The sequence below is a fragment of the Bradyrhizobium sp. SZCCHNRI20481 genome, from assembly GCF_032485055.1.
Lineage (GTDB): Bacteria > Pseudomonadota > Alphaproteobacteria > Rhizobiales > Xanthobacteraceae > Bradyrhizobium.
This window is the reverse complement of the sequence record NZ_JAUEUE010000005.1, coordinates 132,421-148,003: the sequence shown is the minus strand read 5'-3', so window position 1 is coordinate 148,003 and position 15,583 is coordinate 132,421. Positions and strand designations below refer to the sequence as shown.

Below are 15,583 nucleotides of genomic sequence, written 5' to 3'. Positions count from 1 at the left end.
TGGGATTCCGGCTCGACAGCGGCTCTGGAAACGCTCTAAGAAGACCTCACGCCACGCATGCCGCGAGGTTTTCACTTCAGGTGCTGCACTGCAGCGCGCCAGTTCGGGTTTCGTGATGGACTACAGCCAGTACTTCAGTGCCGCCCTCGGTCGCCTGCATGATGAGCGTCGCTACCGTGTCTTCGCCGATCTCGAACGCATCGCCGGCCGGTTCCCGCATGCGACCTGGCACTCGCCGAGCGGACCACGCAATGTCGTGATCTGGTGCTCCAACGACTATCTCGGCATGGGCCAGCACCCGAAGGTGGTCGGCGCGATGGTCGAGACCGCGACCCGCGTCGGCACCGGCGCCGGCGGCACCCGCAACATCGCCGGAACCCATCATCCCCTGGTGCAGCTCGAGGCCGAGCTCGCCGACCTCCACGGCAAGGAAGCGGCGCTGCTGTTCACCTCCGGTTATGTCTCCAACCAGACCGGCATCGCCACGCTCGCCAAGCTGATTCCCGACTGCCTGATCCTGTCGGACGCGCTGAACCACAATTCGATGATCGAGGGCGTGCGCCAGTCCGGCTGCGAGCGCCAGATCTGGCGCCACAACGACCTCGGCCATCTCGAAGAGCTCCTGATCGCGGCCGGCCCGAACCGGCCGAAGCTGATCGCCTGCGAGAGCCTGTATTCGATGGACGGCGACGTCGCGCCGCTGGCAGCGATCTGCGATCTCGCCGAGCGCTACAACGCGATGACCTATGTCGACGAGGTGCATGCGGTCGGCATGTACGGCCCGCGCGGCGGCGGCATCGCCGAGCGCGACGGCGTCATGCACCGCATCGACATCCTCGAAGGCACCCTCGCCAAGGCGTTCGGCTGCCTCGGCGGCTACATCGCCGCCAAGGGCGAGATCATCGACGCCGTGCGCTCCTATGCGCCGGGCTTCATCTTCACGACCGCGCTGCCGCCGCCGATCTGCTCGGCCGCCACGGCTGCGATCAAGCACCTGAAATCGTCGAGCTGGGAGCGCGAACGCCACCAGGACCGCGCCGCTCGGGTGAAGGCGATCCTCAACGCCGCCGGCCTGCCGGTGATGACCAACGACACCCACATCGTGCCGCTGTTCGTCGGCGATCCCGAGAAGTGCAAGCAGGCCTCCGACCTGCTGCTGGAAGAGCACGGCATCTACATCCAGCCGATCAACTACCCGACCGTCGCCAAGGGCGCCGAGCGCCTGCGCATCACGCCCTCGCCCTATCACGACGACGGCCTGATCGACCGCCTCGCCGAGGCCCTGCTGCAGGTCTGGGAACGGCTGGGCCTTTCGCTGCACAAGAAGGCGATGGCGGCGGAGTAGCCCTTCGTAGCCCGGGTGAGCGCAGCGACACCCGGGTTCGCCTCGGCAGCTCATAGGACCCCGGATATCGCTCCGCTCATCCGGGCTACGCGCGCCCGCGGCTGAGCTGGCTACGCGATCACCTCACGCGCCACTGCGCTCCCCTCCCCCTTGCGGGGAGGGGTCGGGGGTGGGGGTCCACGAGTCCCGCTCTCCATGAGACAGCCTGAGCTCTCTAAAGGAGCGAAGAGTCCAGCTGCTGACGATAAGGCCGAGGCGCGCGTCTAATTCAATTCAGTGCCCGGAGACCCCCACCCCCAACCCCTCCCCGCAAGGGCTACGGGATGCCCGAAAGCGATTCCAAGCGATTTCTGGATGTGATTCAAAGTTTTCGACCGGTTCGGTGGAGAGCTTTGAATGTCATTTGGCGATATTCGAGTTGCGGAGCGGGCTGACTGGCTGATCGAACGGGTGGCGACAGCAGGCACGCTGGTCTTGCGGAAGTTGGGGGAGACGCGAGCCGGCGAGAAGGCCATTCACCGATTTCTGTCCTCGCACCACGTCTCGGTCGATCGGATCGTCGAGACGCTGGCGGCTCGGACTGCGGCTCAATGCGTGGGACGGCGTATTCTGGCGATCCAGGACACGAGCGAGATCAATTTCTCCGGCCGTGACAAGAAGCGGCGCGGCTTCGGTCCTGGCGGGGACGGAAAAACACCCGGCTTCTTCATCCATCCCGTGATTGCCCTCGACGTCGAGAGCGAGGCGGTGTTGGGACTTGTCGACGCGGAAATCTGGACGCGCTCAGCCGGACGAGTTCCGGCTCGCCGCAAGCGAGCGATCGAGGATAAGGAGTCGATACGCTGGCTGTATGGCTGTCAGGCGGCTGCCGGCGTCTTATCGGAGGCGGCCAGCGTCACGATGGTCGCCGATCGCGAAAGCGACATCTACCCGTTGTTTACGCGTAAGCCGGAAGGGCTCGATCTGATCGTGCGTGCTGCGCAGGATCGCTGCCTGTCCGATGGCAAAATGCTGTTTGCAGCGCTTGCCGAGACGAAGGTGCTGAAAACAAGCCTCGTCAAGGTGGCGCCGCGCGGCCCCGGCGATAAAGGGCGCGGGGCGACCGTCGAGCTTCGCGCCGGAAGCGTGTCTCTTGCCCGGCCACAGAGCCTGAAACGATCAGAGGCCTGCGATGCCATCGAAATGACTTTGATACAGGCGCGTGAGATCGATGCGCCCGCCGGCAAAACACCGTTGTTGTGGCATCTGCTCACGACCCATTCCGTTGCCAGCGCGGCAGATGCCGAACAGATCGTGCAACTCTATCGATTGCGCTGGCGCATCGAACAGGTCTTCCGTGCTCTCAAGAGCGATGGCTTGGCTCTCGACGACAGTCAGGTCATCGATGCCGATCGCATGTTCAATCTCGCGGCGATCGGGCTTGCTGGCGCTATCCGGACCATCCAGCTTGTCGACGCCAGAGACGGCAGTCCCCGTCCCATGAGCGACGTGATCGACCCGGCCTTCAGACCAGCTCTGGGGCACCTATCAAAAACGCTCGAAGGCAAGACCGCGCGGCAGCAGAACCCACATCCTCCCGATTCCCTCGCGTTCGTCGCATGGATCGCGGCACGCCTCGGCGGCTGGAATTGCTACGGTAAACCACCAGGGCCAAAGACAATGCGAGACGGCTGGGATCGTCTCGCTGCAATGCTTGAAGGCTATCTACTTGCAACCCAAAGCATAAAACCGGGAATCCCGTAGCCCGCAAGGGGGAGGGGAGCTGACCGGCCACGCCGCGAGACACGGGCTCAGATCGTCACGACTCCACCGATCCGTCTGGATATGGAACGGACCGCCGCCGTCGAAGCGATACATCGCGCCGCCCTTAGCGACGCCTCCTCGTTCCCTGCGTCCCCCGCCACATCCCTATCGCCCCGCCTCTCGCAAAGCGCTAAGTTCGCAGCCAATCCACAGGGCGCAGCGATCGAGGAGTTCGCGAAGGCCATGCTGCATGACTGGGGCGTGATCCTCGCCGCGTTCGGCTATATCGGGTTCCTGTTCCTGGTCGCCAGCCGCGGCAACCGGGCCGGAGAGCGGAGGCCGGCGGAGAGCCGTGGCCGGCTGGCTGGGCTGATCTACCCGCTGTCGCTGGCGATCTACTGCACCTCCTGGACCTTCTTCGGCTCGGTCGGCTTCGCCTCGCGCACCAGCGTCGACTTCCTCGCGATCTATCTCGGGCCGATCCTGATGGTCGGCGCCTGCACGCCGCTGCTGCGCCGGGTGATCCAGCTCGCCAAGTCGCAAAACATCACGTCCGTGGCCGACCTGATCGGCGCCCGCTACGGCAAGAGCCAGGCGGTGGCGGCCACGGTGGCGCTGATCGCGATCATCGGCTCGGTGCCCTACATCGCGCTGCAGCTCAAGGCCGTCGCCTCGTCGCTGCAGACCATCCTGATCGACGACCGCGCCTTCGCCCACATCCCGATCGTCGGCGACATGGCGCTGATGGTCACGCTCGCGATGGCCGTCTTCGCGGTGCTGTTCGGCACGCGACAGACCGACGCCACCGAGCATCAGCATGGCCTGATGCTGGCGGTCGCGACCGAGTCGATCATCAAGCTCGTCGCCTTCATCGCCGCCGGCGCCTTCGTCACCTTCTGGATGTTCTCGCCGGTCGAGCTGATCGAGCGCGCGATGAAATCGCCGGAGGCCGAGCGCGCGCTGGAATATGTGCCGGGCATCGGCAATTTCCTCACCATGACCCTGCTGTCGTTCTGCGCCGCGATGCTGCTGCCGCGCCAGTTCCATGTCAGCGTGGTCGAGAACGCCGACGACGCCGAGGTGTCGCGCGCGCGCTGGCTGTTCCCGCTCTATCTGGTCGCGATCAATCTGTTCGTGATTCCGATCGCGCTCGCCGGCCTCGTCACCTTCCCGTTCGGCGCCGTCGACAGCGACATGTATGTGCTGGCGCTGCCGATCGAGGCCAATTCGCAATGGCTGTCGATCCTCGTCTTCGTCGGCGGATTGTCGGCGGCGACCGCGATGGTGATCGTCGAATGCGTGGCGCTGTCGATCATGGTGTGCAACGACATCGTCGTGCCGCTGGTGCTGCAGCGTCAGGAGCAGCGCGAGATCGGCCGCGACTTCGCGGGCTTCCTGCTCGGCACCCGCCGCATCGCGATCTTCGCCATCATGGTGATGGCCTATTTCTACTACCGCGCGCTCGGCAACACCCAGCTCGCCGCGATCGGTCTGCTGTCGTTCGCCGCCATCGCGCAGCTCGCGCCGAGCTTCTTCGGCGGTCTGTTCTGGCGGCGCGCAACCGCGCGCGGCGCCATGGGCGGCATGCTGGTCGGCTTCGCCGTCTGGCTCTACACGCTCTTCATCCCGAGCTTCCTGGACACCTCGACCGCGGGCATCCTGTTTCTCCAGCACGGCCCGTTCGGGCTGGAGGCACTCAGGCCGCAGGCGCTGCTCGGCACCGATCTGCCGCCGCTGCTGCATGGCGTGCTGTGGAGCCTGTCGCTCAATCTCTTGACCTACATCGTGCTGTCGCTGGCGCGGCAGCCGTCGTCGATCGAGCTCTTGCAGGCCGACATCTTCGTACCGGCCGAGCTGACGCCGAGTGCGCCGAGCTTCCGGCGCTGGCGCTCGACCGTGACGGTGCAGGACATCCAGAGCACGGTCGGCCAATATCTCGGTCCCGACCGCGCTCGCGCCTCGTTCGAGGCGTTCGCCGCCCAGCGCAACCTTCCGCTCGATCCGGCCGCGCCGGCCGATTTCGAGCTGCTGCGCCATGCCGAGCACCTGATCGCCTCCTCGATTGGCGCGGCGTCGTCGCGCCTCGTGATGTCGCTGCTGTTGCGCAAGCGCACGGTGTCGGCCAAGGCCGCCTTGAAGCTGCTCGACGATTCCCACGCCGCGCTGCATTTCAACCGCGAGATCCTGCAGACCGCGCTCAACCACGTGCGCCAGGGCATCGCGGTGTTCGACGCCGACCTGCAACTGATCTGCTCCAACGGCCAGTTCGTCGACCTGCTCGGGCTGCCGCCGGATCTGGTGCAGATCGGCAGCCCGTTGAAGGAAATCCTCGAATTCATGGGCACGATCGGCGCGCCGACCTATGAGGACAGCGAGGCGCTGCTGGCGCGCCGACTCGCCGCCTACACCACCGAGGGCGAGCCTTATCTGGAACGCCTCGCCGACCGCCACATGGTGATCGAGGTCCGCACCAACCGCATGCCGGATGGCGGCCTCGTCATCACCTTTACCGACGTGACGCCCTCGTTTGAGGCCGCCGAAGCGCTGGAGCGCGCCAATGCGACCTTGGAGAAGCGCGTGCGCGACCGCACCGAGGAGCTGACAAGGCTGAACTCGGAGTTGGCGCTGGCCAAGAGCGCCGCCGAGGACGCCAACATCTCCAAGACGCGCTTCCTCGCCGCCGCCAGCCACGACATTCTGCAGCCGCTGAACGCGGCGCGGCTCTACGTGACGAGCCTGGTCGAGCGGCAGACGGCGGGCGAGGATTCGCGCCTGGTCGAGAACATCGACGACTCGCTCGAGGCGATCGAGGAGATTCTCGGCGCGTTGCTGGACATCTCCCGGCTCGACGCCGGCGCGATGACGCCCTCGATCTCGAGCTTCAAGATGGCCGACCTGATGCGCTCGCTGGAGATCGAGTTCGCGCCGGCCGCGCGCGCCAAGGGTCTGGAGCTGGTGTTCGTGCCGTCGTCGCTGCCGGTCGAATCCGACCGCCTGCTGCTGCGCCGGCTGCTGCAGAACTTCATCTCCAACGCCATCAAGTACACGCCCAAGGGCCGCGTGCTGGTCGGCTGCCGCCGCCACGGGCAGTCGCTGCAGATCGGCGTCTACGACACCGGCGTCGGCATCCCCCCGGTCAAGCGTGGCGAGATCTTCAAGGAATTCCACCGCCTCGAGCAGGGCGCGCGGATCGCGCGCGGCCTCGGCTTGGGGCTGTCGATCGTCGAGCGCATCGCGCGTGTGCTCAATCACGGCATTGCGCTGGACTCGCGGCCCGGCCGCGGCTCGGTGTTCTCAGTGACGGTGCCGATCGCCAAGGCGATCAACCACACCGCTGCCGTCACCACCGCGACCCCGCTGGCAACGACGCCGATTGCGGGCGCCCTGATCGTCTGCATCGAGAACGATCCCGCGATCCTCGACGGCATGAAGACCCTGCTGACGGCGTGGGACGCCGAGGTGATCGCCGTCCCCGATCCGGAGTCCGCGGTGGAGGCGATCGCGGCACGCGACGGCGCCGTCACCGGCCTGCTCGTCGACTATCACCTCGACCGCGGCAACGGCATCGCCGCCATCCGCGACATCCGCCGCCGCTTCAATGAGGCGCTGCCCGCGATCCTGATCACCGCCGACCGCAGCCCCCACGTCCGCGCCGCCGCCCGCGACGACAACATCGCCGTGCTCAACAAGCCGCTCAAGCCAGCCTCGCTGCGCGCGCTGCTCGGCCAGTGGCGGATCCAGCAGATGGTGGCGGCGGAGTAGGTAAGGGCAACTCTCAAGTCAAGACTGTCGCCGCGATTGAACGACTTGAGCAGCGGGACCAATCGTCTCTCGGCGATCGCACCGCCGAGGTTGAAATCGCCGACGCGGGCAATGCCGACGCATCGAGCACCAATTGGCTGAGTGTGTCGCCGCTCTTGGCTTCGATGGCACCGCGTACCTTCAGGGCATAGTCGACGCCGTCGCGACGGAAGGGCCATACCGGCTCAGCGCTGCGGTCTTCCGGCGTTTCTGGCACGCCCCCAGCGCGACAGATAGTCGGGCGAGGCGACGTTGGTGCGGCCGTTCTCGCTGAGGCGGCGCGCGATGAGCGCCAGCGGACCGCAGCGAATTGCCACGCCCCCACCTCGACGATCCCGTCGCCCAGATTGATGTCGACCAGAATGTTCGGATAGCGTCGCATGAGCTCGCCGAGCACCGGGACGATGCAGATGCAGCCGTGCGAGATGGCGGAGCTGACTCGGATGCGTCCGCGCAGCGAGCCCTTAGTCTGCGATCGCCTGCCCGGCCTCGTTGAGGTCTGCCAGGATGCGGCGAGCTGCGCCGAGACAGGCATGGCCCCTAGGCGGTCAGCGTGTGTGCGCGCGTGGACCGGAACAGCAGGCGCGCGCCGAGCTGCGCCTCGATTGCGATCGAACGTCGAAGCCTTTTTGACGATCGAAGAGGCTTGCGGTAAAAGTTACAGAAGTTCATCGGCCTCCGCGTTCACTTCCCTGGATCTTCCGCTTCCAAAACAAGCTTACCTTTGAGGCGACACAGCTTGCCCGAACCGCATTTCTCTACATAGAAACTCGCATGCCCCACGCCATCAACAGTTGACTTTACGAAACTGCTCGACCCTGAAGCTGCAATCGGAGCTGGGCAAGCACCTGCATACGATAGCAGACCCGATATAGCTTCATTCGGCCCCTTCATCCTAATATCGAGCCAGCAATCACCTGCGGCCGCTAGAGAAATCTGCAAATTGGCTGTTTTGGCGCTTATTCGAACGCCTGCCGGCATTTTTTGACAGGTGTAGTCCTGTGAACTGGAACCTGTTGCCACCACATCATCTACATTGAATTCACATCGCAAGCACACGTCCGCCGAGCGCTGCAAAACACAATTGTCAATTGGCTTAGGCGCTGGCGGCGGAATAGCTACGATTTTGACAACCTCCGAAACAACTCCGTTATACGAAGCGGCCAAGATAACCCCTCCACTCTTAGGTCGAGCAACGGAGACATAGTTGTCGCCGGGGTCCATTTCGGCTTGCAGCTCGATTCCTTCAATTTTCGGCACCGTCCATTTGATTTTTATCGGGCCGCTATTCGTCCCCGGAAAATTCGTCCATCGAACTTTCAGGAGCACCGCATCGACGTTTCCTTCTACCACAGCAAGGTGCAGCCCAAATTGGTTGAAAATACTACTTTCAAGACATTTTTGATACGCATCAGCTGCGGATTTGTCTAACCCGGTCCAGAAGATTTGCTGGGCCTGGTCTTCGGTTAGAGATTGGCCAAATTGCTGCTCAATGGAATTGTAAGCCTTTCTATACTCGTTGTAGCTGCCACTTGTGGGTACACCATAGATCTTCCCACTAGCCGCCGCCCCCTTACTTAACTCGTTCCAATCTGCTTCTTTGACAAACTTCGCTAGTCGGTAGTCGGAGTGATAACTGCTTGTGCGCTCGTAGGTAGACATTACAACCTTTAGCTCGCAATTTTCTGCTCGAGCCGTTGTCGCGATAGGCGCGACGGCAAAGAATCCAATCAAGAAAATGAACCGAGACATTTGTCGTCCTCCACCATCTTATGGCAAGATATCGTTACTACAATGCCATCTGATTTTTTCGAAGATACAAGGATCTAGCATTCGACCTCGGCGAGGCACTCACAGAAAATCTGGCCACAATCCGAGGCAAGGTACTCCAAATCCCGTCAAACGGATCGAGATTTCCACCAGACCCCACAGAGATTTATATTTCTTCTTTCCAGAAATCGTGCTATGAGTCGCGCCATCCCGTGCCCGCCATGAGGGGCGCTTCGCGATCGTCACGAACGTGGGGTGCGGGATGCGGTGGGCGCGTCGGGTCGCAGCGTGCTTCGGCATGCCGACGAACGATCCGGCGCGCACGGTCAAGCCGTGTGGTCCTGGCATCCCGTTGCTGATGCCAAATCCGTGACGACGGTGTTGCGGATGACGGGGGCAAGAAAGCCGGTCCCCGAGGAGAGCGCGGAGCAGCCGTTAAAGCCATCGCGCAGGGAAGGCCGGGTGTTTCGGCCAGACCTGTGGTGACTGCCGCCTGCTTTTTTCTGCAGGCGGGCCACGGGCGCGGCCAGCGCCCGGCCTTCCCTGCGCCCTCTATCTTCAAGAGGGCCGATGATTGGCAAAGCTCGGACGCGCTGTGCGCCGCGAGGCCGTGAAGGTGTGTCGCGAGTGAAGCAGAAGGCGTGCGGAATGGACGCTGTCCACATACGCTGCAAGGCGGCATCAAGCGCCGGCCAATCGCGCCTCCGGCAGACAGCTGCGGGGTATCGTCATTCCGGGGCGGCTCGCAGAGCCGAGCCCGGAATCTCGAGATCCCGGGCCTGGTCCTTCGGACCATCCCGGAATGACGGCTCATCCAGATTTTTCCGTCGCCTACTTCCCCGTCGGCGTATCCTGCCGCCAGGCGCTGCCCGCGATCTTCGCGGCGGCGATCACGGCCTGGGTCCGGCTCTCGACACCGAGCTTCTGCAGAATGGCCGAGACATGCGCCTTGATGGTCGCCTCGGAGACGCCGAGCTCGTAGGCGATCTGCTTGTTGAGGAGGCCCTGCGACAGCATCATCAGCACACGCACCTGTTGCGGGGTCAAGGTGACCAGCCGGTCGCGCAGCTTCGTCATCTCCGGATCGGCCCCGGCGGCGAGGTCGGTGTCGGGCGGCACCCAGACGTCGCCGTCCATCACCTTCTTGATGGCATCACGCAGCGTATCGACGCCGAACCGTTTCGGGATGAAGCCGGACGCGCCGAAATCGAGCGAGCGGCGGATCGTCGCGCCGTCGTCGCTCGCCGACACGATGACCACCGGGATCGCCGGATATTGCGCGCGCAGATAGATCAGGCCCGAGAAGCCGGAGATGCCGGGCATGGTGAGGTCGAGAAGTACGAGATCGACCTCGGAATCCTTTTCCAGCAGTGCGGTGAGGTCCTCGAACGAACCGGCCTCGTCGACCACGGCCTCCGCGAGCACGCTCGCGACCGCCTGCCGCAAAGCGTTGCGGAACAGCGGGTGATCATCGGCAATGACGAGATGGGTGCTGGCAGCCGCCATGAATCCAGACTTGACCTTGCGAGACCGACGACATGCTGCAACTGCACGCGCCCGGTTTTCCGGAAATACTCGCCCGGCCACCGGTTGCATGCAAGCGTCCAATTCCACTTGCAGGGAAGGCGGTTAATCCGAACCTTGTGCAACGCAACATCGGTAACGCGACGGCCGCTCACCGAACTTGATCCGCCGCAATGTCCCCATCTTTCCCGCGCGCCGCAGAGGGCAGAGCCGAAAGTCGTATTGGGGCGGGTTTCACTGCAATGTTACTGAAGGCCAAGGTCTCCGCGACCTGCGCCGTCCAAGTCCGGCATGCGGAGGCGAAAGCCATCATCACAACAATCATGGGGAGCGAATGCCGATGTCGACAATGGTAGCCACACAAGCGAGATCGGGAGGCATGACGAAGGACGAACGCTTCGTCATTCTGGCTTCCTCTCTCGGCACCGTGTTCGAGTGGTACGACTTCTATCTCTACGGATCGCTGGCCTCGATCATCGGCGCGCAGTTCTTCAGCGCCTACCCGCCGGCCACCCGCGACATCTTCGCGCTGCTGGCCTTCGCCGCCGGCTTCCTGGTCCGCCCGTTCGGCGCCATCGTGTTCGGCCGCATCGGCGATATCGTCGGCCGCAAATACACCTTCCTGGTCACGATCCTGATCATGGGTCTGTCGACCTTCATCGTCGGCATCCTGCCGAACGCCGAGACCATCGGCTTCGCCGCACCGGTGATCCTGATCGGTCTGCGCCTGCTGCAGGGCCTCGCGCTCGGCGGTGAGTATGGCGGTGCGGCCACCTACGTCGCCGAGCATGCGCCGATGGGCAAGCGCGGCTACTACACCTCCTTCATCCAGACCACGGCGACGATGGGCCTGTTCCTGTCGCTGCTGGTGATCCTGTTCACCCGCACCATCATCGGCGAGGCCGACTTCGCCAAATGGGGCTGGCGCGTTCCGTTCCTGGTGTCCGTGCTGCTGCTCGGCGTCTCCGTCTGGATCCGTCTGCGCCTCAACGAGTCGCCCGTGTTCCAGAAGATGAAGGACGAGGGCAAGAGCTCGAAGGCGCCGCTGACGGAAGCGTTCGCGAACTGGGGCAACGCCAAGATCGTGCTGCTGGCCCTGATCGGCGCCACCATGGGCCAGGGCGTGGTCTGGTATACCGGCCAGTTCTACGCGCTGTTCTTCCTGCAATCGATCCTGAAGGTCGACGGCTACACCGCCAACCTGCTGATCGCCTGGTCGCTGCTGCTCGGCACCGGCTTCTTCGTCGTGTTCGGCATGCTGTCCGACAAGATCGGCCGCAAGCCGATCATCATGGGCGGCTGCCTCATCGCGGCGCTGACCTTCTTCCCGATCTTCAAGATGATCACCACCAACGCCAACCCGGCGCTGGAGAAGGCGATCGAGGCGACGAAGGTGGAAGTGGTGGCCGATCCCGCCGGCTGCGGCGATCTGTTCAACCCGGTCGGCACCCGCGTCTTCACCGCGCCTTGCGACACCGCCCGCGCCTTCCTGGCCCAGTCCTCGGTCAAGTACTCGACCGTGTACGGTCCGGCCGGCTCCGGCGTGAAGGTTACCTTCAACGGCAAGGAAGTGCCCTACACCGACGCCAAGACCAGCAACCCGGCGCTGACGGCGGCGATCGGCGAGGCCGGCTATCCGAAGGCCGGCAACCCGACGATCGTGAAGATGGCGCATCCGTTCGACATCTTCCGTCCGCAGGTCGCGGCGATCATCGGCCTGCTGCTGATTCTGGTGATCTTCGTCACCATGGTCTACGGCCCGATCGCGGCGATGCTGGTCGAGCTGTTCCCGACCAAGATCCGCTACACCTCGATGTCGCTGCCCTACCACATCGGCAACGGCTGGTTCGGCGGCCTGCTGCCCGCCACCGCCTTCGCAATCGTGGCCTCGACCGGCGATATCTATGCCGGCCTGTGGTACCCGATCACGTTCGCCGTGATCACCGCGGTCGTCGGCTTCATCTTCCTGCCGGAGACCAAGGACGTCGACATCCAGGCCGATTGATCACGAGGCGAGCGGCACCCCGCTCGCATCTGCTTCCAACGACGAGCGGCCGCGGATCACTCCGCGGCCGTTCCGCTTTTTGCGCCAGGGATTTTCTCTTTTATGGCCTCACGCCGCGCCGATGAACTGCAACACCACCTCGCGCCGATGCGGACGCGCGCGATGCTCGATCAGATAGAGCGCCTGCCATGTGCCGAGCATCATGCGGCCGTCCTGCACCGGCACCTGCTGCGAGACAGCGCTCAACATGGTCTTGACGTGCGCCGGCATGTCGTCGGGCCCCTCGGTGTCGTGCACCCAACCGGCATTCTCCGGCGCCAGCCGGGCCAGCGCCGTGGCGAGATCGTGCAGCACGGTGGGATCGGCATTCTCCTGGATCGTCAGCGACGCCGAGGTGTGGCGAATGAACAGGGTCACCGCGCCTTCCCTGGCGGATACTTCACGCAGGAACGCCTCGACCTCGCGCGTGAGATCGGTGAAGCCGCGGCCCGAAGTCTGTACGGTCAGAGTCGAGGTTACGATCGTATTGATGACGCTCGCCGAGGGCGCGCTGCGCGACATCGATCTGGCTGGCATGCGTTCAGCCTCCTCGAAGCGGTCTCAGATCCTGCCCGAGACGTCCTTCTGCACCCGCGTCGCCATGTCGAGCAGCCGGCGCCAAGCCTGTTCGAGGAACCCCATCATGCGATCCATGTCCTGGTCGCTGGGCAGCGGGATCTCGAGCTTGCGCGTTGCATCGGAGGATTTCGATTCACCCGGCTTGTCCCCCGTCTTGGGTTCGGCTTTCTTCAACTGATCGGATTTGGGCAGCGCCTGATCTTTCGGCAGCGGCTCATCGATCTTGCCGGAGATGCTCTGGTCGCGCGACGCGAGCTGGCCCTTGAGCTTTTCATTCTCCGCCTGCAGACGGCCGATCTCGGCATCCAGCGCGGCGCGCTCATCGGGCACCGTGTAACAGGCGAAGCCCGACCCACCGCTGTTGTTGCACATCGAGACCGCACCGGTCCTCGTATCGAGCCGGATCACGCCATCCGATGTCGTCGACATCGTGTAGCGTCCCTTGTCGCCGTCAGGCGCGGTGTCCTCGACCGCAAACGCCTCTCCGCCGAGGCAGCTCAACGCGAGCAGCGCGAGGAGGGGCGGCCGGTAGGGCTTCGTGAGACTCATGGCTGGCTCTCCCAGGCGCATTCGCAACCGCCGCCATGCACGCCGACATTGTGTCGCGGCCATGACGTTGCCCCAGGTGCGATCCCCTGCCACAGGCCGCACCTATGTTTCGGACGTATAGGCGGAGCGACCGGATTTCAACGCGTCCGCCAGCAGCTCGAGCCGGTCCTGCCCCCAGAAGATCTCGCCGTCCAGCACATAGGCCGGCGAGCCGAACACGTCGGCCGCGATCGCGTCCTGCCGGTTCTGCTCGTAGGCGGCCCCGACCATGTCCGTCGCCGCCTGCGTCACGAGATCGCGGCCTGGCAGTCCGGCTGCATCGGCCAAGCCGGCGATCACCTCGGCATCCGCAAGATTGAGCTGCTGCTCCCAGATCGCCGGGAAGGCGCGCTGCAGATAGGGCTCCGGATCGAGGCCGGCCTGCTGCGCCGCGACGACGACGCCGTCGGCGAGCCGGGCGTTGAAGGGCCAGTTGTTCGGCTGGATGTGGAAATCAAGACCGCGCTTGTCGCGCCACCGCTTCAGCTCGACGATGCGATAGCGCTGCCGCGCCGGATGGCGCTTGGCCAGTGGAAGCCCGCCGGTCTCGGCGAACAGATCCACCAGCATGACCGGCTTGAGGTTGACAGTCGCCCCGTGGCTCGCGGCGATGTCGCGGAACAGCCGGTGGCCGATATAGGCCCATGGCGACTGCAGCGAGAAATAGTAGTCGATCTGGCGCGCCATGCGGGTTCCCGTGTTGGTTGGAGCTCAGCGAGAGCTGATCAGAGGGTCCTGACGGGTGCAAGATCGCAGCCGCACACAACACTGTTGATGCGGCGCGGTGACACGCGCGACCGATCTGACGAAAAAGCCGAGAAAACGTGTAAATTCAGGCATCTAACAGTTCAACACGCAATCTTGACTTGGGGGGATGCGGTCAGTATGGTCCGCGCGGCTTTAAAGGGCGATGGGGCGCTAATTCCTGAAACTCGCGGCACCGGGTCGGGTCTCCACACGTGGCGGATGGCACATGGCGGATGACACGAACGAGAGCAGCGGACACAAGGATCGCGACAAGTCGCCCGATGAGGTTGCGCTTTCCGCAAGGCTCGGAAGTCTCGACCAACGGTTGTCCGAAATTCGCGACGGCCGAAAGATCGGGGCTGATCAACCTGGAAACGGCAGCGGTGACACTGCAGCCCGGGCTTCGGCCATGGCGCGTGGCCTGCGACTGTCGTCCGAGTTGATCGCCGGTGTCCTCGTCGGCGCGTTGCTTGGCTGGGGCTTCGACCGCTTGCTGTCGACATCGCCCTTCGGATTCATCGTGTTTTTCCTGCTCGGCTTTGCCGCCGGCGTGTTGAACGTGGTGAGATCCGCAGGCATAGCTCCCGACAGGCCCCGCCAGTGAGATCAGCGCGGAAGATCGTCGAGTGAATTGCAAAGCGCCGGCGTGGCCGGTGAACAACTGAGACGCCACGCGGATGATCGATCCGATCCACCAGTTCCATCTCAACAAGATCTTCACGATCGGCCACATCGGCAATCAGGAGATCACCTTCACCAACTCGTCCGCGTACATGCTGCTCGCGGTCGTGCTCATCGCCGTCATGATGATGGCGGCCGGGCGAGCGCTCGTGCCGGGCCGGTTCCAGTCGGTGGTCGAGCTGTCCTACGAATTCGTCGCCAACACCATCAGAACCAGCGCCGGCTCGCACGGCATGACGTTCTTCCCGCTGGTGTTCTCGCTGTTCATGTTCATCTTCGTCTCGAACATCGTCGGCATCATCCCCTACACCTTCACCGTCTCCAGCCACATCATCGTCACCTTCGCGCTGGCGCTCTTGGTGTTCCTGACGGTCATCATCTACGGCTTCTACAAGAACGGCCTGAAGTTCTTTAAGCTGTTCGTGCCGTCCGGCATCCCCGCGGTGATCCTGCCGCTGGTGGTCGTGATCGAAATCATCTCCTTCTTCTCCCGCCCGATCTCGCACAGCGTCCGTCTGTTCGCCAACATGCTGGCCGGCCACGTCACGCTGAAGGTGTTCGCGAGCTTCGTGACCATGCTCGGCGCGCTCGGCTTCGTCGGCAAGGTCGGCGCGCTGCTGCCGCTCGGCCTGACGGTCGCGCTGACCGGCCTCGAGCTGATGGTCGCGTTCCTCCAGGCCTACGTCTTCACGATCCTCACCTGCATCTATCTCAACGATGCTATCCATCCGGGCCACTGATCCGGCCCTCTCTACCAAACC

At 63.9% G+C, this 15,583-nt stretch carries 12 protein-coding genes; 6 read left to right on the top strand and 6 right to left on the bottom strand.

The genetic code is table 11. The features are described from left to right. The first annotated feature begins 115 nt into the window (after positions 1-115). From hemA to QX132_RS09595, 3 genes are all read left to right on the top strand, one after another. A complete protein-coding gene (gene hemA, locus QX132_RS09605; protein ID WP_315778420.1) occupies positions 116-1,345 on the top strand; it encodes a 5-aminolevulinate synthase in 1,230 nt (409 codons plus the stop codon). A 396-nt stretch (positions 1,346-1,741) separates the two neighbouring features. Continuing rightward, positions 1,742-3,088: an IS4 family transposase gene (locus QX132_RS09600; protein ID WP_315781472.1), complete on the top strand. Its 1,347-nt coding sequence runs from the start codon at positions 1,742-1,744 to the stop codon at positions 3,086-3,088. 243 nt (positions 3,089-3,331) lie between these two features. After that, positions 3,332-6,850 (top strand): PAS domain-containing hybrid sensor histidine kinase/response regulator, encoded by a 3,519-nt coding sequence (locus tag QX132_RS09595; protein WP_316160884.1) that lies wholly within the window; start codon positions 3,332-3,334, stop codon positions 6,848-6,850. 13 nt (positions 6,851-6,863) lie between these two features. Here QX132_RS09595 and QX132_RS09590 read toward each other — a convergent pair whose 3' ends face one another. The 3 genes from QX132_RS09590 to QX132_RS09580 form a co-directional block, all read right to left on the bottom strand. Further along, positions 6,864-7,424: a hypothetical protein gene (locus QX132_RS09590; protein WP_316160883.1), complete on the bottom strand. Its 561-nt coding sequence runs from the start codon at positions 7,422-7,424 to the stop codon at positions 6,864-6,866. Positions 7,425-7,573: 149 nt separating this feature from the next. Beyond that, positions 7,574-8,641: a hypothetical protein gene (locus QX132_RS09585; protein WP_315813314.1), complete on the bottom strand. Its 1,068-nt coding sequence runs from the start codon at positions 8,639-8,641 to the stop codon at positions 7,574-7,576. A gap of 849 nt (positions 8,642-9,490) precedes the next feature. After that, on the bottom strand, positions 9,491-10,165 hold the full coding sequence (locus tag QX132_RS09580; RefSeq protein WP_008961908.1) for a response regulator: 675 nt from the start codon (positions 10,163-10,165) through the stop codon (positions 9,491-9,493). A gap of 352 nt (positions 10,166-10,517) precedes the next feature. Here QX132_RS09580 and QX132_RS09575 point away from each other — a divergent pair, with 352 nt between their 5' ends. After that, positions 10,518-12,188: an MFS transporter gene (locus QX132_RS09575; RefSeq protein WP_315735921.1), complete on the top strand. Its 1,671-nt coding sequence runs from the start codon at positions 10,518-10,520 to the stop codon at positions 12,186-12,188. Positions 12,189-12,296: 108 nt separating this feature from the next. Here QX132_RS09575 and QX132_RS09570 read toward each other — a convergent pair whose 3' ends face one another. From QX132_RS09570 to QX132_RS09560, 3 genes are all read right to left on the bottom strand, one after another. Continuing rightward, positions 12,297-12,764 (bottom strand): secondary thiamine-phosphate synthase enzyme YjbQ, encoded by a 468-nt coding sequence (locus tag QX132_RS09570; protein ID WP_315797755.1) that lies wholly within the window; start codon positions 12,762-12,764, stop codon positions 12,297-12,299. Positions 12,765-12,788: 24 nt separating this feature from the next. Beyond that, positions 12,789-13,355, bottom strand: coding sequence for a hypothetical protein (locus QX132_RS09565; protein ID WP_316160881.1), 567 nt, complete (start codon positions 13,353-13,355; stop codon positions 12,789-12,791). Positions 13,356-13,457: 102 nt separating this feature from the next. Next, entirely contained in the window at positions 13,458-14,081 is a 624-nt protein-coding gene (locus QX132_RS09560; protein ID WP_316160880.1) for a 2-hydroxychromene-2-carboxylate isomerase, read from the bottom strand. Between the two features lie 286 nt (positions 14,082-14,367). On the opposite strand from QX132_RS09560, the gene QX132_RS09555 reads away from it, so the two are divergent. Together QX132_RS09555 and QX132_RS09550 are read left to right on the top strand one after the other, a co-directional pair. Beyond that, positions 14,368-14,745, top strand: coding sequence for an AtpZ/AtpI family protein (locus tag QX132_RS09555; RefSeq protein ID WP_315735912.1), 378 nt, complete (start codon positions 14,368-14,370; stop codon positions 14,743-14,745). Positions 14,746-14,818: 73 nt separating this feature from the next. Further along, positions 14,819-15,562: a F0F1 ATP synthase subunit A gene (locus tag QX132_RS09550; RefSeq protein WP_316160878.1), complete on the top strand. Its 744-nt coding sequence runs from the start codon at positions 14,819-14,821 to the stop codon at positions 15,560-15,562. Positions 15,563-15,583: the final 21 nt, after the last annotated feature.